The organism is Sphaerisporangium sp. NBC_01403 (assembly GCF_045040145.1).
GTDB classification, from domain to species: Bacteria; Actinomycetota; Actinomycetes; order Streptosporangiales; family Streptosporangiaceae; genus Sphaerisporangium; species Sphaerisporangium viridialbum.
This window is the reverse complement of sequence record NZ_CP109534.1, coordinates 2,253,973-2,274,312: the sequence shown is the minus strand read 5'-3', so window position 1 is coordinate 2,274,312 and position 20,340 is coordinate 2,253,973. Positions and strand designations below refer to the sequence as shown.

The 20,340-nt window shown below is 72.2% G+C and carries 16 protein-coding genes; 9 read left to right on the top strand and 7 right to left on the bottom strand.

All coding sequences use genetic code 11. The features are described 5' to 3' along the window. Positions 1–104 precede the first annotated feature (104 nt). From OG589_RS09935 to OG589_RS09915, 5 genes are read left to right on the top strand one after another with little or no spacing between them, the layout of a single operon-like run. The gene (locus OG589_RS09935) at positions 105–989 is read left to right on the top strand and encodes a carbohydrate ABC transporter permease (protein WP_405148100.1); all 885 of its coding nucleotides are present in this window, start codon (positions 105–107) and stop codon (positions 987–989) included. Beyond that, on the top strand, positions 986–1,861 hold the full coding sequence (locus OG589_RS09930; protein WP_405148098.1) for a carbohydrate ABC transporter permease: 876 nt from the start codon (positions 986–988) through the stop codon (positions 1,859–1,861). The genes OG589_RS09935 and OG589_RS09930 overlap by 4 nt, the downstream gene beginning before the upstream one ends. Further along, on the top strand, positions 1,858–2,922 hold the full coding sequence (locus OG589_RS09925; protein WP_405148096.1) for an ABC transporter ATP-binding protein: 1,065 nt from the start codon (positions 1,858–1,860) through the stop codon (positions 2,920–2,922). Before OG589_RS09930 ends, OG589_RS09925 begins: the two co-directional genes overlap by 4 nt. Continuing rightward, positions 2,919–4,160 (top strand): CehA/McbA family metallohydrolase, encoded by a 1,242-nt coding sequence (locus tag OG589_RS09920; protein WP_405148095.1) that lies wholly within the window; start codon positions 2,919–2,921, stop codon positions 4,158–4,160. The genes OG589_RS09925 and OG589_RS09920 overlap by 4 nt, the downstream gene beginning before the upstream one ends. Before the next feature lie 28 nt (positions 4,161–4,188). Then, entirely contained in the window at positions 4,189–7,008 is a 2,820-nt protein-coding gene (locus tag OG589_RS09915) for an alpha-mannosidase (protein ID WP_405148093.1), read from the top strand. Between the two features lie 45 nt (positions 7,009–7,053). Here OG589_RS09915 and OG589_RS09910 read toward each other — a convergent pair whose 3' ends face one another. Further along, the gene (locus OG589_RS09910) at positions 7,054–7,263 is read right to left on the bottom strand and encodes a ubiquitin-like protein Pup (RefSeq protein ID WP_405148091.1); all 210 of its coding nucleotides are present in this window, start codon (positions 7,261–7,263) and stop codon (positions 7,054–7,056) included. A 234-nt stretch (positions 7,264–7,497) separates the two neighbouring features. On the opposite strand from OG589_RS09910, the gene OG589_RS09905 reads away from it, so the two are divergent. Next, entirely contained in the window at positions 7,498–7,902 is a 405-nt protein-coding gene (locus OG589_RS09905) for a hypothetical protein (protein WP_405148090.1), read from the top strand. Between the two features lie 122 nt (positions 7,903–8,024). Then, positions 8,025–8,903 carry a serine/threonine-protein kinase gene (locus OG589_RS09900; RefSeq protein ID WP_405148088.1) on the top strand — a complete coding sequence of 293 codons (879 nt, stop codon included), beginning with the start codon at positions 8,025–8,027 and terminating at the stop codon, positions 8,901–8,903. 59 nt (positions 8,904–8,962) lie between these two features. On the opposite strand, the gene dop is transcribed toward OG589_RS09900, so the two are convergent. From dop to OG589_RS09885, 3 genes are all read right to left on the bottom strand, one after another. Further along, positions 8,963–10,480 (bottom strand): depupylase/deamidase Dop, encoded by a 1,518-nt coding sequence (gene dop / locus OG589_RS09895; RefSeq protein ID WP_405148086.1) that lies wholly within the window; start codon positions 10,478–10,480, stop codon positions 8,963–8,965. 178 nt (positions 10,481–10,658) lie between these two features. Continuing rightward, positions 10,659–12,422: a proteasome ATPase gene (gene arc, locus OG589_RS09890; RefSeq protein ID WP_405148085.1), complete on the bottom strand. Its 1,764-nt coding sequence runs from the start codon at positions 12,420–12,422 to the stop codon at positions 10,659–10,661. A gap of 221 nt (positions 12,423–12,643) precedes the next feature. Beyond that, positions 12,644–13,504, bottom strand: coding sequence for a tRNA (adenine-N1)-methyltransferase (locus OG589_RS09885; protein WP_405148083.1), 861 nt, complete (start codon positions 13,502–13,504; stop codon positions 12,644–12,646). 118 nt (positions 13,505–13,622) lie between these two features. On the opposite strand from OG589_RS09885, the gene OG589_RS09880 reads away from it, so the two are divergent. After that, positions 13,623–14,723, top strand: a complete 1,101-nt coding sequence (locus OG589_RS09880) for a GNAT family N-acetyltransferase (RefSeq protein ID WP_405148081.1) — start codon at positions 13,623–13,625, stop codon at positions 14,721–14,723. Positions 14,724–14,732: 9 nt separating this feature from the next. Here OG589_RS09880 and OG589_RS09875 read toward each other — a convergent pair whose 3' ends face one another. Beyond that, on the bottom strand, positions 14,733–15,734 hold the full coding sequence (locus tag OG589_RS09875; protein WP_405148079.1) for a YbaK/EbsC family protein: 1,002 nt from the start codon (positions 15,732–15,734) through the stop codon (positions 14,733–14,735). Between the two features lie 199 nt (positions 15,735–15,933). Here OG589_RS09875 and OG589_RS09870 point away from each other — a divergent pair, with 199 nt between their 5' ends. Beyond that, positions 15,934–18,615 (top strand): LuxR C-terminal-related transcriptional regulator, encoded by a 2,682-nt coding sequence (locus OG589_RS09870; RefSeq protein WP_405148078.1) that lies wholly within the window; start codon positions 15,934–15,936, stop codon positions 18,613–18,615. A 90-nt stretch (positions 18,616–18,705) separates the two neighbouring features. Here the strand turns inward: OG589_RS09870 and OG589_RS09865 are convergent, their stop codons facing one another. Beyond that, a complete protein-coding gene (locus OG589_RS09865; protein WP_405148076.1) occupies positions 18,706–19,008 on the bottom strand; it encodes a hypothetical protein in 303 nt (100 codons plus the stop codon). Between the two features lie 110 nt (positions 19,009–19,118). Continuing rightward, complete coding sequence (locus OG589_RS09860; RefSeq protein WP_405148074.1) at positions 19,119–20,339, bottom strand: aminotransferase class III-fold pyridoxal phosphate-dependent enzyme; 1,221 nt, start codon at positions 20,337–20,339, stop codon at positions 19,119–19,121. Position 20,340: the final 1 nt, after the last annotated feature.

Here is a 20,340-nt window from a genome sequence, read left to right as displayed (position 1 = left end):
CCTGACCGAGGAAGGAGGAAGCGCGAGGAACGAGCGCTTCCGAGTGACGAGGGAAGGCCGCCGGCTCAAAGGCGCCCGAACGCCGCGCGAGCGAAGCGAGCGCCATGAACACGGACGCGGCTGGGCTTGGGAGGGCGAGGGCGGTCGGGTTCGTGCTGCCGGCCCTGGTGGTGGCCGGGGTGTTCCTGATCTTCCCGGCGCTCTGGACGATCTATCTCGGCCTCACCGACTTCCGGCTCACCGGGCTCGCGGCGGCCGATCCCCGGGTCGTGGGCGTGGAGAACTACACCACTGCGCTCGGGGACGAGCGGTTCCACACCTCGCTGTGGCTGACCGTCCAGTTCGTGCTCGGCTCGGCGGTCGTCGGCCAGGCGGGGCTGGGCTTCTCGATCGCCTGGGCCCTGCGCAACCGGACGGGCCCGGTCAAGCGGGTGGTCGAGGGCCTGGTGCTACTCGCCTGGATCCTGCCCTCCTCGGTCGTGGCGTTCCTGTGGATCGCCCTGCTCGACCGCGACCAGGGCACGCTGAACGCCCTGCTGCACACTCCCGGGTTCGCCTGGCTGCTGGACCACCCCATGCCGTCGATCATCGTCTTCAACGTCTGGCGCGGCACCGCGTTCTCGATGATGCTGTACGGCGCCGCGCTGGAGAACGTGCCCCCCTCGCACCTGGAGACCGCCAGGCTCGCCGGGGCCTCGACGTTCCAGCAACTGCGCGACGTGGTGTTCCCGAGGATCAGGGGGCACATGCTGACCAACCTGCTGCTGATCAGCCTGTGGACGTTCAACGACTTCACGAGCTTCCAGATCACGGCCGGCGGGCCCGAGGGCCGGTCGGAGATCCTGCCGGTCTACATCTACGACGTGGCACTCGGCGCCGGGCGGCTCGGCTTCGGCGCCGCGGTGTCGTTCCTGGTGCTGCTCGTCAACCTCGTGCTGGCGCTGGTGTACCTGCGCCTGCTCCGCGGACGCAGGGGGGTGGCGGCGTGAGCGTGCGAGATCGCGGCGCGGCCGGGACGCCTGCCGGGACGGTCGCGGGCGAGCGGGCGCGCCACGCGGTGGCGGCGATCGGGCGGGCTACGTTCCTCGCGCTCGTGGCGGGGTTCTTCGCGCTGCCGCTGCTGTGGCTGGCCACCGCCCCGTTCGACGCCCATCCGGCGATCACCGCGTCGGTCCCCGCGTTCACCCTGGACAACTTCAGGGCGCTGCTGGACAACCCGTACGTGCTCAGCTCGCTCGGCAACTCCGTGCTCCAGGCGGCGGCCAGCGCGGCGCTGGTGGTGGTGCTGGCGGCGCTGGCCGCGTACGCGCTGTCCCGGGTGCGCGTCCCGGGCAGGGACGCCCTGCTGTACGTCCTGCTGCTGCTGTCGTCTGTGGTCACCGGCACCGCCGCCATGGTGCCGATCTTCGAGCTGGCCACCCGGCTCAACCTGGTCGACACCCACCTCGGCGTCGTGCTCACGCTGTCCGGGGGGCTACTCCCGGCCGCGATCTTCATCCTGAAGGACTTCATGGACGGCACGCCCACCTCCTACGAAGAGTCGGCCCGGGTGTTCGGCGCGAGCCCGCTGCAGATCCTGCGGCACATCGTGGTCCCGGTGATCCGCCCGGGCCTCGCCACGATCGCGGTGTGGGCGGTCGCCTCGGTGTGGGGCAGCTTCCTGACGCCCTTCATCCTGCTGCGCGACCCGGAGAAGTCACCCGGCGCGGTGATCCTCTACACCCTCTACACCGAGGGCGGCTCGCCGCGCCTCGACCTGATCTCGACGTTCTCGCTGCTCTACTCCCTTCCCGTCGTCCTCATGTACGTCTTCGTCAGCCGCAGGTACGGCTTCCGCTTCCACGGAGGGATCAAACGGTGATCTCGCTGCACGGCCTGACCAAGGAGTTCGCCGGTGGCGTCCGGGCGGTCGACTCCCTCGACCTGGAGATCGCCGATGGCGAGTTCTTCGCGCTGCTCGGCCCGTCCGGATGCGGCAAGACCACCCTGCTGCGGACCATCGCCGGCCTGGAGACCCCCACGTCGGGAGACATCGTGATCGGCGGAGCCGATGTGACCGGGCTGCCCCCTGGCAGACGCGACGTCGCCATGGTCTTCCAGGACTACGCGTTGTTCCCGCACATGGACGTCACCGCGAACATCGCCTACCCGCTGCGGATCAAGAAGGTGCCGCGCGCCGAGCGCGAGGCCAAGGCGGCCGAGACGGCCGCGAGGCTCAGCCTCTCTGAGCTGCTCGCGCGCAGGCCCGCCCAGCTCTCCGGCGGCCAGCAGCAGCGGGTGGCCCTGGCCAGGGCCATCGCCTGCCACCCCACGGTGTTCCTGTTCGACGAGCCGCTGTCGAACCTGGACGCCCGGATGCGCCTGGAGGCGAGGACCTTCCTCAAGCGCCTGCAGCGGGAGCTCGCGGTCACCACGGTGTTCGTCACCCACGACCAGGCCGAGGCGCTGGCCATGGCCGACCGGATCGCGGTCATGTCCGCCGGGCGGATCACCCAGGTCGGCACCCCCTCGGAGGTGTTCCAGCGGCCGGCGAGCACCTTCGTCGCCTCCTTCATCGGCTCCACGCCGATGAACCTGCTGCCCGGCGTCGCGAAGGACGGCGCGCTACGGGTGGCCGGGGCCGTGCTGCCCATGCCGCCGGGCGTCGCCGACGGCGAGGAGATCGTGTACGGGCTGCGCCCCGAGTACATGGACCTGTCGCCGTCCCCCAGGCAGGATGCCTTCGCCGGGCACGTCTCGGTGGTGGAGAACCTGGGCACCTCCTATCTCGTGACCCTCGAAGTGGCATCGGAGGAGGGCGACCGCCTGGTCCAGGCGGTCGTCCCGGAAGACGCCGAGCCCGCGCAGGGCGGCCCCGCCTGGGCCGTCCCCCGCCATGCCCGCGCCCTGGTCTACCGCGACGGCGAGCTGGTGGTCCCGTGAGCGCCGTTCCCGCGCCGATCAGGATGAGCGGGCGGTGGACCCTCGACGACCGGCTGGCCGAGCAGGTCCACGCGGTGCCCGTCGAGCTCCCGCCCGGCACCCGCGCGTTCACCGTGGAGCTGTCCTACGACCGCTCGTCGGGCGTGCTCGATCTCGGGTGCGAGGGCCCGGCGGGCTTCCGCGGGTGGTCGGGCGGCGCGCGTTCCCGCTACACGATCGCGCCCGGGTGGGCCACGCCCGGCTACCTGCCCGGAGAGCCCGAGGCGGGCGTCTGGCGGGTGCTGCTCGGGCTCTACCGCATCCCGTTCGCGGGCCTGCCGTACGAGCTCACCGTCACCCCCCACGCCACTCCCCCGCCCGGCCCCGGCTCCCCTCCCCTGCCCGGGCCGCCCGCTCCGTCCTCCGCCGTCGTGCCCGCCTCGGCACTGCGGGGGCTTCCTGAGCTGGACGGCCGGCGCTGGCGGGCCGGGGAGCTGCACGCCCACACCGTGCACTCCGACGGCTCCCTGACCGTGGCCGAGCTCGCGGTCCTGGCCCGCTCCGAGGGCCTGGACTTCCTGGCCGTCACCGACCACAACACCGTCAGCCACCACGCCGAACTTCCCGGGGTGGCCTCGGCCGCCGGGATCACGCTGATCCCCGGTCAGGAGGTCACGACCGACCTCGGCCACGCGAACGCCTTCGGCGACCTCGGCTGGATCGACTTCCGCGAGCCCCCGGACGCCTGGGCGCGAGCCGTACGGGAGGGGGGCGGCCTGCTGTCGGTCAACCATCCCCTGGCCGCCGACTGCGCGTGGCGGCACCCGTTCACCGAGCGCCCCCGCACGGCCGAGATCTGGCACTCGGGCTGGTGGGACCGCACCTGGGGGGCGCCCCTGTCGTGGGCGCAGGCCTGGCGCGACGACCTGGTCTTCGTCGGCGGCGGCGACTACCACCGGCCAGAGGAGAACCACCCGCCCGGCGCCCCCTGCACCTGGGTGCTCGCCGAGGGGCACGGCGCGGGTCCCGCGATCGTGGAGGGCGTACGCGCCGGGCGCACCGCCGTCTCGGCCGGCCCCCTCGGGCCACTGCTGCTGCGGCACGGGGACGAGTTCCTGGTGCTGGGCGGCGACGGGCTCGTCCTGTGGGGCCCCGAGCACCGGTCGGTGATCCGCGGCGACCGCGTGACCCTGCCCGCCCGCCCCGGCCCGCACCGGCTGGAGACCACACGGAACGAGGTCATGGCCCTGTGCACCTGACCTCGGGCAGACCCTGGAGGCAATCGCGTTGAGTGAGATCGTCGTCGTCCCCCACACCCACTGGGACCGCGAGTGGTACCTGCCGTTCCAGCGCTTCCGGATGGGACTGGTGCGGATGCTCGACGAGGTGCTCGACACCATGGCGGCCGACCCGGCCTACCGGTTCACCATGGACGGCCAGCTCGCCGCCGTCGAGGACTACCTGGAGATCCGGCCCGAGCGCCGCGCCGACCTCACGCGGTTCGTCACCGAGGGGCGCTTCGCCGCCGGGCCCTGGACCATCCTGGCCGACGAGTTCCTGTGCTCGGGCGAGACCCTGATCCGCAACCTTGAGTACGGCCTGCGGGGCGCGCGTGAGCTGGGCGGGGCCATGGAGGTGGGATACCTCCCCGATCAGTTCGGGCACTGCGCCCAGATGCCGCAGATCCTCGCCCTGGCCGGGCTGCCGGTCGCCTGCCTGTGGCGCGGGGTCCCCCTGTCGGTCGAGCGCGACGCGTTCGCCTGGAAGGGCGCCGACGGCACGGTCATCCGCACCCAGTACCTGCCGGGCGGGTACGGCAACGCGGTCGCCATGTTCACCGGGCCGCCCGAGGGGCTCTCCGACCGGCTGGACGCGTTCACCTCGACCATGCGGCCCTGGCATCCGAAGGGCCCCCTGCTGGCGATGTACGGGGCGGACCACTCCGCGCCCTCGGGGGACATCACCGCCGCGGGCCTGCGCCTCGCCACGCTCGGCGAGTATCTCCGGTCCACGACCGGACGCGCGGAGACGAGCGGCCTTCCGGTCGTGGAGGGGGAGCTGCGCTCCCACGCCCGGGCGAACATCCTGCCGGGCGTCATCTCCGCCCGTATCCCGCTCAAGCAGGTCATGGGACGGGCCGAGCGCATCGTCACCCGCTACGCCGAGCCGCTGTCGGCGCTGTGGCTCGGCGACGACGCCCCCGGCCGGCACAGCGAGCACGAGGAGCACGGGACCGGCGGCCGGGCGGCGGGCGAGCGCAGCGCGAGCGAACGGCTGATCGAGCTGGCCTGGCGGGGCCTGGTGGCGTGCAGCGGCCACGACTCGATCACCGGGTGCGGCGCGGACGAGACCGCCCGGCAGGTCGAGGCGCGCGTCGCCGAGGCCGAGCAGATCGGGCAGGCGGTGGTCGACCTGGTGAGCGCCTCACTCGCCGCGAGGGCCGGGCGTGACCGGCTCGTCGTCGTCAACCCCTCGCCGTTCGCACGCACCGCGCTCGTCCTGGCCGACCTGCCGGAGGACCGGTCGCGCCTGACCGCGCCCGACGGCTCCGCGGTGCCGGTGCAGCCGCTGGACCGGGCGCCGCGGCTGCTGGACGAGTCGTCCATGGACGACCTCGCGCAGCTCCTCGGGCGGATCCACGAGCGCGAGCTGTTCGGCCACGAGATCGTCTCCTGGTCGGCGGACACGGCGGCCGGAGGGAACGTCTTCACGGTCGTCGTGAGCCGCCACGCGACCACGGGCTACCAGTACGCCGACCTGAGGGCCGCGATCCTCGCGGCGGCGGCGTCCGCTCCCGGCGCGTGGCGGGTGCGCACGGTCGCCGAGCCGGTGGTCACCGTCGCGGCGCGGGTGGAGGTGCCCGCGCTCGGACGCACGGTCCTCACATCCGCGGCCCCCACCGGCGAGGCGCTCCCGCCTGACGGGCAGAGGGGCCCTGGAAGGCCCCAGAACGGCGCTGGGGCGCCCGCGGACCGCGCAGCGGAGATCATCACCGAGGGGGTCGTGGACAACGGCCTGCTGAGGGTGTCCGCCGCGCCCGACGGGACGCTGTCGCTGCGCACCGCCTCGGGCCTGCGGGCCGACGGCGTGGGCCTGATCGTCGACGGCGGAGACGCCGGTGACACCTACAACTACGCGCCCCCCGCCGCCGACCGGCCGATCAGCGCCCCCGCCTGGGTGAAGGTCGCCACGGTGTGCTCGGGGCCGCTCGTGTCGGTGATGGAGGTGTCCAGGGGATACCGCTGGCCGAGCCACGCCACGGCCGAAGCGCGCTCGGAGGAGGACGCCGAGGTCACCGTCACCACCCGCGTGGAACTGAGGGCGGGCGAGCCGTACGTCCGGCTGGCGACGACGTTCGGCAACCCGTGCCGCGACCACCGGGTGCGGTGGCACGCGTCCCTGCCCCGGCCGGCCGGGGAGTCGTACGCCGGGGGCCAGTACGCGGTGGTGCGGCGGGGGCTGACCGGCGAGGGCGGCTGCGGCGAGGTGCCGCTGCCCACCTTCCCCGCGTCGGGGTTCGTCGCCGCCGGAGGCCTCGCGGTGCTGCTCGACCACGTCAGCGAGTACGAACTGGTGTGCCCGCCCGGCGGCGGGACGAGCGGGGAGCTGGCCGTGACGTTGCTCCGGGCCGTCGGCTACCTGTCGCGCAACCACAACGCCTACCGGGACGAGCCGGCCGGGCCGCAGATCGCCACCCCGGACGCCCAGTGCCCGGGGACCGTCACGACGCGATTCGCCGTGCATCTGTACGAGGGGACCTGGGACGAGGCGGGGCTCGTGCGCCTGGCCGAGGAGTACCGGCATGACCTGCTCGCCGTGCCCGGCTCGGGAAGCGCGGGATCGGCCCGCGATGCCGGGACCGGCCCGCTTCTCGCGGTGAGCGGCGACGGCGTCACGCTGGGCGCCCTGCGCGGGCGGGACGGGTGGCTGGAGCTCCGCCTGGTGGCCCAGCACCCGTCACCCACCGAGGCGGTCGTGCGGGGCCCGTTCACCGCGGCGCGGCTCGCGGACACCCTTGGCCGCCCGATCCGCCCGCTCGATGCCGCGGGCGGGGTCGTGCGACTACCGCTCCGCCCCTTCGAGATCGCGACGCTTCACGTCACCTGACCGGAGGCCGTGCGCGGGGGGCGGAGCGGGGTGACCCTCTGACCCTTACTGACCGCCCTTTTGCACGTAGCTGCGGACGAACTCCTCCGCGTTCTCCTCCAGAACCTCGTCGATCTCGTCAAGAATCGCGTCGACGTCGTCGGTGAGCTTCTCCTGACGCTCCTGGACGTCCGGAGACGCCTGTGCCTCGGTCTCCTCGACCTCGGTGTCCTGCCGACTGGTCTGCTTCTGTCCGCCGGTGTCCTTCGTCGCCATGTGGTACCTCCGCTTGGGGGACGCATCTGATTCATATCTTCCCCGAACCGGACGACAATTCGCGCGGATCGTTCTGTGATCTACGCGAGACCGTCTGGAGGAGGGCCGTCCTGTCAGACAACCTCCCCGCAAGGGGCTATGGCAAATCAGGCGAATTGGTGTGAATTATCCAACTGGACAGTGCCCCTATCCAATGATTGGATAGGGGCACTGTCCAACTATGGAGGTTCCCAGATGTCCCCCGCATCTCTCACCACCGCAGGAGTTCTCCTCATCACCGTCCCCGCGGTGGCGATCGGCGGCGCGTCCCTGCTGTCGTTCATCGGCCGCAGGACCCCCGGTTACCTCGACAACCCGGTGCGGCGCGGCCTGTGGCGGGCCGGCCACGCCCACGCGGGCGTGCTGGTGCTCTTCGCCCTGGTGGTCATGCTCTATGTCGACCAGGCCGACCTGACGGACGGTTTCAGGCAGCTCGTGCGCGTCCTGGTCACCGCGGCGCCGATCCTCATGCCCCTGGGGTTCTTCCTGTCGGTGGTGCGGCCCGGCGACACGCGGCCGAGCAAGCTCATCTGGCTGACCGGGCTCGGCGGCGCCTGCCTGGCCGCGGGCACCCTCATCCTGGGCATCGGCCTCCTGTAAAGCAGATCGTTACCCCGTACGTTGTGGCATTCTGTGGTGATCCACCCATAGGCATCCCGCTCCAGACGGAAAATGGAACGGCCGTGGGGGCAGGGGCATGATGCCGAGTGTGAACGGGTGAGATGAGAGCGGACCACGCACAGCTGCTCGGAGATCGGTACCGGCTGATCTCGCCGCTGGGCCAAGGGGGCATGGGGATCGTCTGGCGCGCGCACGACCGGCGCCTGGCGCGCGACGTCGCGATCAAGGAGTTGCGGCCGGCGCGCGACGACGAGCTGGACGTGCACACGGCCAGGCGCCACGCGCTGCGCGAGGCGCGGTCCGCCGCCAGGCTCAGCCATCCGGCCATCGTGACCGTGCACGACCTCCTGGAGGAGGACGGCCGGCTGTGGATCGTCATGGAGCTGGTGGAGGCCCTCACCCTGCAGGCGACCGCGTGGCACCTCGGGCGCCTTCCCGTCCACTGGACGGCCTGGATCGGCTTCCACCTCCTCAGCGGCCTGCGGCACGCCCACGCGGCCGGGGTGCTCCACCGGGACATCAAGCCGGGCAACGTGCTGCTGACGGGCGAGCGCGTCGTCCTGAGCGACTTCGGGATCGCGGTGCTCCAGGGGGAGTCCTCGCACACGAACACCATGCCGATCGTGGGCTCCCCCGGCTACATCGCGCCTGAGCGGCTGCACGGCCATCCGGCGACCCAGGCGGCGGACCTGTGGTCGTTCGGCGCGACGCTGTACTTCTCGGTGGAGGGCAGGCCCCCGGCCACCGGGGGCGGGGACATCCTCGCGGCCCGCTCCCCCGACGAGCCCCGCCCGCCGAAGCGGGCCGGGGCGCTGGGCGCGCTGCTCCAGGGGCTGCTCGAACCGGATCCGGCGGAGCGGCTCACCAGCGAGCAGGCCGCGCTGGTGCTGTCGGACATCCTGCGCAAGGAGGGCATCGCGGTGCCCCCCATGCGGCTGACGGGCAGCGGGCTGTTCCCGCCCGGCGCCTTTACAATGTAGATCAGCGACCTTTCAGGGCCGCGCGGCCCACCGCCGCGAGGTGGGCGCGCGGTGGGCGGTCAGCGCTCCCCGGTGAGGGCGCTGACCAGGTCGGCGGCGGTGCGGCAGCGGTCGAGCAGCTCGCCCACGTGGGCCTTGGTGCCGCGAAGCGGCTCCAAGGTGGGCACCCGCTGCAGCGACTCGCGCCCCGGGATGTCGAAGATCACGGAGTCCCACGAGGCGGCGGCGACCGACTCGCTGTACTGCCGAAGGCACCGGCCGCGGAAGTAGGCCCGGGTGTCGTTCGGCGGCAGCTCGATGGCCCGCTGGACGTCCTCCTCGGTCACCAGGCGCTGCATGCGGTCGCGCGCCACGAGGCGGTTGTACAGGCCCCGGTCGGGACGGATGTCGGAGTACTGCAGGTCGACGAGCTGGAGCCGGGGATGCGACCACGGCAGGCCGTCACGCGAGCGGTAGCCCTCCAGGATCTCCAGCTTGGCGACCCAGTCGAGCTCCCTGGACAGCTGCATGGGGTCCTCGGCGAGGCGCGTGAGCACGGACTCCCAGCGGTTGAGCACGTCCTTGGTGAGATCGTCCACGGCCGAGCCGAAGCGGTCCTCGACGTACTTGCGGGCCTGCTCCAGATACTCCATCTGGAGCTGGACGGCGGTCATCTTGCGGCCGTCCCGCAGGGTGATCTCGTACTTGCACGCCGGGTCGTGGGAGACGGCGCGCAGCGCGGCCACGGGGCTCTCCACCGACAGGTCGCCGGTGAGGAAGCCGTCCTCGATCATGGCGAGCACCAGCGCCGTGGAGCCCAGCTTGAGGTAGGTGGAGATCTCGGACATGTTGGCGTCGCCGATGATGACGTGCAGGCGGCGGTACTTCTCGGGGTCGGCGTGCGGCTCGTCACGGGTGTTGATGATCGGCCGCTTGAGCGTGGTCTCCAGCCCGACCTCCACCTCGAAGAAGTCGGCCCGCTGGCTGATCTGGAAACCCTCGCCGCGGGAGTCCTGCCCGATGCCGACCCGGCCGGCCCCGCAGACCACCTGGCGGGAGACGAAGAACGGCGTCAGGTGCCTGACGATGTCGGCGAAGGGCGTCGCCCGCCGCATGAGGTAGTTCTCGTGGCAGCCGTAGGAGGCGCCCTTGTTGTCGGTGTTGTTCTTGTAGAGCTGGATGGGGGCGTTCCCCGGCATCGCGGAGGCGCGGACCGCGGCGTCGTGCATCACCCGCTCGCCGGCCTTGTCCCAGATCACGGCGGCCCGGGGGTTGGTGCACTCGGGCGTGGAGTACTCGGGATGGGCGTGGTCGACGTACAACCGCGCGCCGTTGGTCAGGATGACGTTGGCCAGCCCGAGATCCTCGTCGGTGAGCTGTGTGGGGTCGGCGATCTCGCGGGCCAGGTCGAAGCCGCGGGCGTCGCGAAGTGGATTCTCCTCCTCGAAGTCCCATCTGGCGCGGCGCGCCCGGGCGGCTGAGGCCGCCAGGTAGGCGTTGACCACCTGTGAGGAGGTCACCATCGCGTTCGCGCCCGGCTGCCCGGGTACGGAAATACCGTACTCGGTCTCGATGCCCATCACCCGCCGTACCGTCACGCTCTCAGCCCTTCATCTGTGCTTCGCACCCGGACCATCGCCGTCGCGTCGCCCGTCACCACGAGCCTAGACCGTCGCACGGCCACCGAGACCGTCCGGTCCGCTGCCCGCGGACCGGGCTCGGAAACAGCGACGGCGCGGCTCCGGGAGGAACCACGCCGTCGCATGCCGGTATCAATCAGAGGTACTGGCCGGTGTTGGCGACCGTGTCGATGGACCGCCCGGCCTCTGTGCCCTGCTTGCCGGACACCAGGGTGCGGATGTAGACGATCCGCTCGCCCTTCTTTCCGGAGATGCGGGCCCAGTCGTCGGGGTTCGTGGTGTTGGGCAGGTCCTCGTTCTCGCTGAACTCGTCCACGCAGGCGGCGAGCAGATGCGAGATCCGCAGCCCCTTCTGCTTGGTCTCGAGGAACGCCTTGATGGCCATCTTCTTCCCCCGGTCCACGATGTTCTGGATCATGGCTCCGGAGTTGAAGTCCTTGAAGTACAGGACTTCCTTGTCGCCGTTGGCGTAGGTCACCTCGAGGAAGCGGTTCTCCTCGCTCTCGGTGTACATGCGCTCGACGACTCGCTGGATCATGCCGGCGACGGTGGCCTCGCGAGAGTCGCTGTGCTCGCCGAGGTCCTCCTCGTGCAGCGGGAGCTCGGTGGTGATGTACTTCGAGAAGATGTCCTTCGCCGCCTCGGCGTCCGGCCGCTCGATCTTGATCTTGACGTCCAGGCGGCCGGGCCGCAGGATCGCCGGGTCGATCATGTCCTCGCGGTTGGAGGCGCCGATGACGATGACGTTCTCGAGGCCCTCGACACCGTCGATCTCCGACAGGAGCTGGGGAACGATGGTGTTCTCGACGTCGGAGGAGACACCTGAGCCACGGGTGCGGAAGATCGAGTCCATCTCGTCGAAGAACACGATCACCGGTGTGCCCTCGGAGGCCTTCTCACGGGCCCTCTGGAACACCAGGCGGATGTGCCGCTCGGTCTCGCCGACGTACTTGTTCAGGAGCTCGGGGCCCTTGATGTTGAGGAAGAAGCTCTTGCCGGACTGGCCGGTCTTCTCCGCGACCTGCTTGGCCAGGGAGTTGGCGACGGCCTTGGCGATGAGCGTCTTGCCGCAACCGGGCGGGCCGTACAGCAGCACGCCCTTGGGCGGGCGCAGCTTGTGCTCGCGGAACAGGTCGGCGTGCAGGTAGGGAAGCTCGATGGCGTCCCTGATCTGCTCGATCTGCCGCGTGAGCCCGCCGATCTCCTCGTAGGAGATGTCGGGGACCTCCTCGAGCACGAGCTCCTCGACCTCGGATTTCGGAATGCGCTCGTAGACGTAGCCGGAGCGGGGCTCCAGGAGCAGCGAGTCGCCCGCGCGGATGGGCTGGTCGAACAGCGACTCCGCGAGACGGACCACGCGCTCCTCGTCGGCGTGGGAGATGACCAGCGCGCGCTGGCCGTCCTCCAGGAGCTCCTTGAGCATCACGATCTCGCCGACGGTCTCGTAGCCGAGCGCCTCGACGATGTTGAGCGCCTCGTTGAGCATGACCTCCTGACCGCGCCTGAGCGAGTCGACGTCCACCGCGGGGCTGACGTTCACCCGGAGCTTGCGCCCGCCGGTGAACACCTCGACGGTGCCGTCGTCACGGGCCTCCAGGAACACGCCGAAACCGGATGGCGGCTGGGCCAGCCGGTCGACCTCCTCCTTGAGTGCGACGATCTGATCCCGCGCCTCCTTGAGGGTGGCCACCAGTCGTTCGTTCTGACCGGTGACGGCGGCCAGACTGGCCTGCACCTCATGGAGCCGCTCCTCCAGGACTCTGGCTTGCCGGGGAGACTCGGCCAGCTTCCGGCGCAACGCAGTGATCTCCTCCTGGAGGAAGGAGACCTGAGTTGTGAGGTCAGCGACCTCTCGTTCGCGCTGGGCGGCTCGAGCCTCAGCGTCTTCGCGAGCTGCCACAGTCACCTCCTTCCCAGTCGAGGGCGACTACTCAAGACCCTACCTATCTCGGGGGCATCCGTAACCTGGCCAGGGAGTGTTCGTGTCATTACATCCAGTGTTCAGTGTTTAATGCCTTATTGGCGGCTCATTGCTTGTAAGCAGCTACGCACGCGTTTCTGTTCCCATGGTGCGCGCACAAGCATGATTGTTTGCCGGAACGCCTTGCCAGGCTTCGGAGCTCATGTGCCCGACTCCTCCCCATAAGCACCCTTGGCAGGGCGCCTGCGCCTGGGCGGGGGCGTGACGCCGTCCGCCATGCGACGGGACACGACGAGGAAACCCGTGTGCCCGATCATCCGGTGACCCGGACGTACGGCGAGCCCTTCGACATGCCAGTCGCGGACCAAGGTTTCCCACGAATGCGGCTCCGTGAAACTTCCGTGATCGCGCAGGGTTTCCACCGTACGGGACAACTGTGTGGTTGTCGCTACATAACAGCAGATAACACCGCCAGGTGTAAGGGCCTTGGCCACCGCGTCCACGCATTCCCACGGCGCGAGCATGTCGAGGATCACCCGGTCGACGTCCGGCTCGTCGAGGGAGGCGACGAGGTCTCCCACCACCAGCCGCCACTGCTCCATGGGCCCGCCGAAGAACTTCTCGACGTTCTTGCGCGCCACGTCGGCGAAGTCCTGCCGGCGCTCGTAGGAGGTGAGCCGCCCGCTCTCGCCGACCGCCCGCAGCAGGAAGCAGGTGAGCGCCCCCGAGCCGACCCCTGCTTCCACGACCCTGGCCCCAGGAAAGATGTCGGCCATCGCGACGATCTGGGCGGCGTCCTTGGGGTAGACGACCGCCGCGCCGCGCGGCATCGACACCGCGTAGTCCTCCAGAAGGTGACGGAAGGCGAGGTAGGACGTGCCGCCCGAGGAGCGCACGACCGAGCCCTCGGGCTGCCCGATCAGGTCGTCGTGGGGGATGGACCCCTTATGCGTGTGGAAGACGCCGCCCTCCCGCAACGTCACGGTGTGACGCTTGTCCTTGGGGTCGGTGAGCTGAACCTGATCACCGGGCTGGAAGGGCCCGTGCCTGCGAAAACCCATGCGCGCAAGGCTATATGCGCGCGCCGCCCACTCGTGGCGGACCGCATGGCCCGTGGGAGGCGTGAGGCCAGTGCGAAAAAGGTTCGCCCTCAGCGTCCGTACCTGGTAGCAATTGGGCATGTTCCCCCGTGACGTGATCCCGGCGGGCCCGATCGTCCTGCGCGAGCACCTGAAGACCGACGCCGAGGCGATCAGCCGCGGCTGCGCCGATCCTGAGATCGTCAGGTTCATCCCGACCGTGCCCTCCCCCTACGGCCGTGACGACGCGCTCGCGTTCGTCACCGAGGTGGTCCCCGCCGACTGGAGCCATGGCGGCGCCGCCTTCGCCATCGCCGACGCCGCCACCGGCGAATGGCAGGGCAACATCGGGCTGAAGCCGCTCAACGCACGCGGCGCGGGCGAGATCGGCTACCTGCTGGCCCCGTGGGCGCGCGGCAGGGGGCTCGCGACGCGGGCCGCCCGTGCGCTGGCCGAGTGGGCGTTCTCCCAGGGGGTGCACCGCGTCGAGCTGGTCGCCGACGTTGAGAACGTCGCGAGCCAGCGCGTTGCGATGGCCGCCGGGTTCCAGCGCGAGGGCATCCAGCGCGGCGCCGTCCCGCGCCGGGGCGGCGGCTACGGCGACGCGGTCGGCTACGGCCGCCTGGCCCTCGACCCGGGGGAACCCCAGCGGTCGTTCCTGCCCGACCTGCCCGGCGGGTCGCTGTCGGACGGAGTCGTGCTGCTGGCGCCGCTCACCCTGGCCGACGCTGGCCCCTACCACGAGATGATGAGCGAGCCCGAGGTCCTGCGGTACAGCGTGCCCCCTGAGGCCCCCGACATGGAGGACACCCTGCGGCGCTGCCGGTACACCGGGATGTGGTGGTCGTCGGGAGAGCGCGCCGAGCTCAGCGTCAGGGACGCCTCGACCGGTGAGTTCGCGGGCCACATCCAGCTCATGAACATCGTGCCGCCGCTCGGGCAGGCCATGGTCGGCTACAGCCTCAAGCAGGGGTTCCGCGGGCGGGGGTTCATGACCAGGGCGGTGAACCTCCTGGCCGAGTGGACGTTCACCGGCACGTCGCTGCACCGGCTGGTGGCGGGCACCGCTCCGGGCAACACCTCGTCGCATCGCGTGCTGGAGCGCGCGGGGTTCTCGCGGGAGGCGCTGATCAAGTCGCTGCTCCCGGGCGCCGACGGCGTCCGGCACGACGACCTGCAGTGGGTGCGCTTCCGCGGCTGAGGGCCGAGCTCAGGCGAGGGGCGCGGCGGCCGGGGTCGTGATCGGGGCGACCCGCGCGCCGAGCACCCTGACGAGGTCGGCCGGGGCCAGCTCCAGCTCCAGGCCGTGCCGGCCGCTCGCGACGTACACGGTGCGGTGGCCCAGGGCGCTCGGGTCGACGACCGCGGGCACATTCAGCGGCACCCCGAGCGGGCTGACCACGTCCGTGCCGAGCGTGCTGACCTCGGGCGCCGAGGCGACCCGGGCCTGGACGCCGCCGGCGGCCAGGGCCAGGCCCACCAGGTCGACCGCGGCGCCGACCGGGGCCACCGCGAGCACCACGTGCCCGTCGACGTAGGTGACGACCCCCTTGAACAGCCGGTCGTGGCTCACCCCCAGCTCCGCGGCGACCGACTTCTGGGATCTCGCCTTAGCCGGATCGTGCGAATAGGAATGGGCCGAGAAGGCGACCCGTGACCGGCGCAGCCTCCTGACCGCCAGCGTATCGGGAAGCCGCTCGCGCGCCGGGGCGGGAAAACGCGTCCCGGCCGCCTCACGCCTCTTTCTAAAGTCACGATATTTCGGGGTAAATACGTACAAATAATCGAGCAGTGCCTCGGCGAGCACCACCGCGTCCCTCGCGTCCTCGGCGGGGATCCGCCCGGCCCGGATGTGCGCCGCCTCGTTGCCGATCAGGCGCAGGTCCTCCGCCCACACCAGCAGCCTGCCCTCGATCAGGCCCCGCCTGCGCAGCTCCCTCAGCGCCTGCGACAGCGGAGAGACCCGCACGCCGTGATCTGCGCAGACGCCCTCCAGGAGCCGCCGCACCATCACGACGGCGGACGAATGCGCGCCCGCCCGCAGGCAGGCCTTGGCCTCGCCCAGCTCCGCGCGCAGGTGCTCGGGAAGCTCCCCGCCCTCGGGCCGTCCTGCCCCCGGCCACAGCACGCGGGCCGCGCGGGGCGGCCGCTCGGCCATATCCTCCTCGAACGGGTCGCCGGATTCCTCGGGTGCGAGTAAAAGGACGTGCATGCACACCTGGCACACCGATAATGAATAAGGAGCGAGCAAAGGAGACAGAAAGGACCGGTGCGGGCCGTCGGGCTCGCGCGCCAGGGTGCCCCGTTCACACCTCGGGCACTCGACCAGATATCTGGCTCCCCAGCGTTCCACAAGCGGACGATAGACGATCGCGAACAGGCCGGACAAGGAAGCGGGCGGGAGGCGGCAGATGGCGATGTGGCCGTTCGCGGGCCGCCGGGACGATCTCGCCCGGCTCGTGCGCCTGGCGCACGACGGCACGGCGCACGGCGTCGTCATCGCCGGCCCCGCCGGGGTGGGCAAGAGCAGGCTGGCCACCGAGGTGCTGCGCACGTTCGGCTCCTCGGCCTACGCCGTCATCCCGATCAGGGCCACCAGGGCGGCGGGCGGCATCCCGTACGGCGCGCTGGCCAGGCTGCTGCCGCCGGAGGCGCCTCCGGGGCTGGTCAACCCGCTGCGGTGGGCGGCGGACGCCGTGCGGGCGCACGCGGGGGGCCGCAGGCCCGTGCTGGCCGTCGACGACGCCCACCTGCTGGACGGCCCCTCGGCCGCCGCGGTGCACCACCTGGTGACCGTGGAACGTGCCCTGATCGTCGCGACCCTGCGCACCGGCGAGCCCGCGCCCGACAGCGTCACCGCCCTCTGGCGCGACGGGCTGGCCACCCGGGCGGACATCGGGCCGCTCACCCTCGGCGACAGCGCGGCCATCCTCACCGCCGCCCTGGGCGGCAGGCCCGACGACGCCACCGTGCGGCGGCTCGGCACGGCGACGGAGGGCAACGCCCTGCTCCTGCACGAGCTCGTCGGCGCCGCGCGCGAGGCGGGCACGCTGCGGCAGGTCAGGGGCATGTGGCAGCTCACGGGCGAGCCGCCGCTCGCGCCACGGCTCACCGAGCTCGTCGGCGAGCGCATCGGGGCGCTGTCCCGTGAGGCGGGGGCCGTGCTCGAGCTCACCGCCTTCGGCGAGCCGATCAGCCTGGCCGCGCTGCTGGAGCTCACCTCCGCCGAGGCCGTCGAGCAGGCCGAGGGGCGCGGCCTGATCCGCATGACCGGCGACGGCCGTCGCGTGGTGGTCCGCCTCGGGCACCCCCTCTACGGCGAGGTCGCCCGCGCCGGGTGCCCCCCGCTGCGCCGCCGCAACCGCTACGCCACGCTGGCCGGCGCGCTGGAGCGCAGCGGCGCCCGGCGGCGGGACGACCTGCTGCGGCTCACCGTGTGGCAGCTCGAAAGCGGCAGGCAGGCGCCGGCCGGCCCCCTGCTGTCGGCGTGCCGGCTCGCCTGGGCGACCCACGACTACACCCTCGCCATCCGGCTCGGCCGGGCGGCGCTGGCGGCGGGCGGCGGGGTCGAGGCGGCCATCCTGCTGGCCACGGTCCTCGACTACGCGCAGTTCCCCGACGAGGCGCACGCGGTGCTGACCTCCCCGCAGACCTGGCCCCGCACCGGCTCCCCGTACGGGGCCGAGGTGCTCCCCGAGGCCGCGGACACGGCGGCGGGCTGGGACTCCCGGCTGGACGAGTCGACCGGCACGCGACTGGCGCTGGCGCGTGCGAGCAACCTCGCCTGGGGGATGAACCGCCTGGACGAGGCGCTCGACCTGCTCGACCGCACCGAGGCCGCCCTCGGCGACCCCGCGTCGCGCCGGCAGATCGCGATGCGCCGCCTCGACCTCGCCTCCAGCGCGGCCAAGCCGCGCACCGCGCTCGGTCTCGGCGCCGAGCTGCTCCGCGCGGTGCCCGCCGGGCCCCAGCGCATCCAGACGCTCAAGGCGCAGGCGCTCGCCCTTTGCTACGCCGGGCGGACGGGCGAGGCCGTGTCCGTCGCCCGCCAGGCGCTGACGGACGCGGGGTCCTGGCAGGACTCCATCCCGGCCATGGTGTCGCCGCTGCACTCGGCGTGGTCGATGGCCGGGCTGTTCGCCGGGGACCTGCCGGCGATGGAGGAGGCGGCCGGCTCGATGGAGGAGGCCGTCGCGGCCCAGCGCGGCTGGTCGCTGGGCGAGGGCAGCCTCGCGCTGGCCAAGGGGCACCTCGCCACGGCGCGGGGGCAGGTGCAGACGGCCCTCGGCGTGCTGCACGACGCCGCCCACCATCCGACGGCGCTCACCGTCGGCGGCTGCATGGGGGCCTACGCCGCCGCCCAGGCGCTCCTCGGGGACGCCGAGGGCGCCCAGGGCACGCTCGACGACGCGCTCGCCCGCAACCGGGCCACCTGGACCGGGTTCACGCGCTGGGTGTCGCTCACCCGCGTGTGGGTCGCCGCGGCGTACGGCGACACCGGCGCGGCCGTGGAGCTCGCGCTCGCGTTCGCCGAGGAGTGCCGTGCGGCCGAGCTGCCGGGGTTCGAGTTCGTCGCCCTGCACGACGCCGTGCGGCTCGGCGGCGCGGCCCACGCGCTCGCCCGGCTGGAGGAGCTGCCCGCGCTGCACGACGGGCGCCGGGTGCTGCTGGCCCGCGACCACGCGCGCGCGGCCGTGGCGGGCGACGGCGCCGCCCTGCTCGCGGTGGCCGACGGCTTCGAGGAGCTCGGCATGATCCTGCACGCGGCCGAGGCGGCGGCGCAGGCGGCGCACCGCCTGCGCAAGGACGGCAGCGAGAGGGCGGCGCTCGCGGCCACCACCCGCGCGTGGACCCTCGCCCGCAGGTGCGAGGGCGCCCGCACTCCGGCGCTCCACGGCCTGTCCGCGCCGGAGCTCACCGCGCGCCAGCTGGAGATCGCCCAGCTCGCCATGCACGGGCTGAGCAACCGCGACATCGCCGACCGGCTGGTGCTGTCGATCCGCACCGTCGGCAACCACCTGCGCGCGGTCTACGAGCGCACGGGCCTCAGCGACCGCGCCGAGCTCCGCCGCCTCTTCGACGGCACCGACTGAGCTCCCGCCGTTCCGCCGTTCCGCCGTTCCCGGCGTTCTGGCTGTCGTAGCCAGGACGGCCAGGACGGCCGTGACGGCCGTACGGCCGCTCTAGCCGCCGGCAGCGCGCCAGGCGTCGGCGAGCATGGCGACGACGTCCACCTCGCCCGTGCCGTTGCGCTCGGTGACCCGCCCGCCGATGCGCACCATCGCGGTGACCTCGTCCCCCCGGCCGCGCAGCCACATCTCCCAGGACCGCGTCCCGGCCCGGCCGCCGGGCGCCCGTCCCACCGGCCCGAGCCGTGACACGGCGCCGCACCCGGGGCAGGCGAACTCCCCCGGTGCCACCTGCCCGTCCACGCTGTCCACGCTGTCCACGCGCGTGTACGGCCGCGTCTCCGCCTGCACATCCATGGCTCCCGCTTTCCGAGGCGCCGCCCCCGGCCACGGTGCCGCTGGGCCGCCTCGCCTATCAAGAGCGGGCAGGCGCCGCCCTGATACCTCTCCCGGGGACGGCTACGCGATCAGTCGGAGCCGAACTTGGCCCTCAGTTCGCCGAACGCGGCGTCGGTGCCCGCGAGCGCCCTGTCGATGTCGGCGTCGGTGTGCGCGGCCGACAGGAACCAGTTGTGCCACGGGTGGAGGTAGACCCCCTGCGCCAGGCAGGCGCTCGACCAGAACATGCCCTTCTCCAGGGTCTCGTCCCCCTCGAAGGACAGCCACGGGATCTGCGCGGGGCCGGTCTGGTTGACCACGAACCCGTGGGAGGCAGCCTGCGCCGCGAGGCCCTCGCGCAGCCGGGAGCCCGCCCGCTCCATCAGCGCCACGCCGCCGGTGTCGCGCAGCGTCTCGATGGTCGCCTTGGCCGCGGCCATGGCCACCGCGGAGAACCAGAACGACCCGGTGGAGTAGAGCGTCTGGGCGGGGCCGCGGAGGGCGTCGGTGCCGGTGACGGCCGCGATCGCGTACCCGTTGGCCATGGCCTTGCTCCACGCCGTCAGGTCGGGCCGCACGCCGAGGGGCTCCCAGGAGCCGCGCAGGTCGAGCCGGAAGCCGGCCCGGACGTCGTCGATGACCAGGGCCGCGCCGATGCGGTCGGCGAGCGCGCGCAGGCCTCGGGCGAACACCGGGTCCACCAGCTCCTGGTCCTCGAAGGAGTCGTGCTTGAACGGGGTCACGATGATCGCGGCCACGTCCCCCTCGGCCCGGGCGGCGGCGGCCTCGGCGCCCGCCAGGTCGTTGTAGGGGTACTCGATCAGGTCGGCGCGCTCGCTTGGCGTGGTGCCGGCGAGGCTCGGAGTGCACCACGGGTCGGCTCCGTGGTAGGCGCCGTGGGCCACCAGCACCTTCTTGCGCCCGGTGGCGGCACGCGCCACCATCAGGGCCTGGGTCGTGGCGTCGGTGCCGTTCTTGGAGAACATCACCCAGTCGGCCGAGGGGATGGTGTCGACCATCAGCTCGGCCAGCTCCACCATGACCGGGCCCGGCCCGTTCAGGCAGTCTCCGGCGGCCTGCTGCGCGGCCACGGCCTCCTCGACGCGCGGGTGCCGGTGGCCGAGGATGACCGGTCCCCAGCTGCACATCAGGTCGACGTACTCGCGCCCGTCGGCGTCCCACTGGCGGCAGCCCTCGCCCCGCACGAAGAACTGCGGGAAGCCGGGGGCGAAGATGGCCGCGTTGAGATGGCCGTACATGCCCCCGGGAATGACCTTGGCCGCCCTCTCGCGGAGGTGTGCGTCAGACATG

What these genes read in the sequence shown, in the direction of transcription:
- OG589_RS09880 (WP_405148081.1), top strand. Translation starts at nt 13,623, where the DNA reads ATGTTCCCCCGTGACGTGATCCCGGCGGGCCCGATCGTCCTGCGCGAG.
- OG589_RS09875 (WP_405148079.1), bottom strand. Translation starts at nt 15,734, where the DNA reads ATGCACGTCCTTTTACTCGCACCCGAGGAATCCGGCGACCCGTTCGAG.
- OG589_RS09865 (WP_405148076.1), bottom strand. Translation starts at nt 19,008, where the DNA reads ATGGATGTGCAGGCGGAGACGCGGCCGTACACGCGCGTGGACAGCGTG.
- OG589_RS09905 (WP_405148090.1), top strand. Translation starts at nt 7,498, where the DNA reads ATGTCCCCCGCATCTCTCACCACCGCAGGAGTTCTCCTCATCACCGTC.
- OG589_RS09935 (WP_405148100.1), top strand. Translation starts at nt 105, where the DNA reads ATGAACACGGACGCGGCTGGGCTTGGGAGGGCGAGGGCGGTCGGGTTC.
- OG589_RS09870 (WP_405148078.1), top strand. Translation starts at nt 15,934, where the DNA reads ATGGCGATGTGGCCGTTCGCGGGCCGCCGGGACGATCTCGCCCGGCTC.
- OG589_RS09900 (WP_405148088.1), top strand. Translation starts at nt 8,025, where the DNA reads ATGAGAGCGGACCACGCACAGCTGCTCGGAGATCGGTACCGGCTGATC.
- OG589_RS09860 (WP_405148074.1), bottom strand. Translation starts at nt 20,339, where the DNA reads ATGTCTGACGCACACCTCCGCGAGAGGGCGGCCAAGGTCATTCCCGGG.
- OG589_RS09910 (WP_405148091.1), bottom strand. Translation starts at nt 7,263, where the DNA reads ATGGCGACGAAGGACACCGGCGGACAGAAGCAGACCAGTCGGCAGGAC.
- OG589_RS09885 (WP_405148083.1), bottom strand. Translation starts at nt 13,504, where the DNA reads ATGGGTTTTCGCAGGCACGGGCCCTTCCAGCCCGGTGATCAGGTTCAG.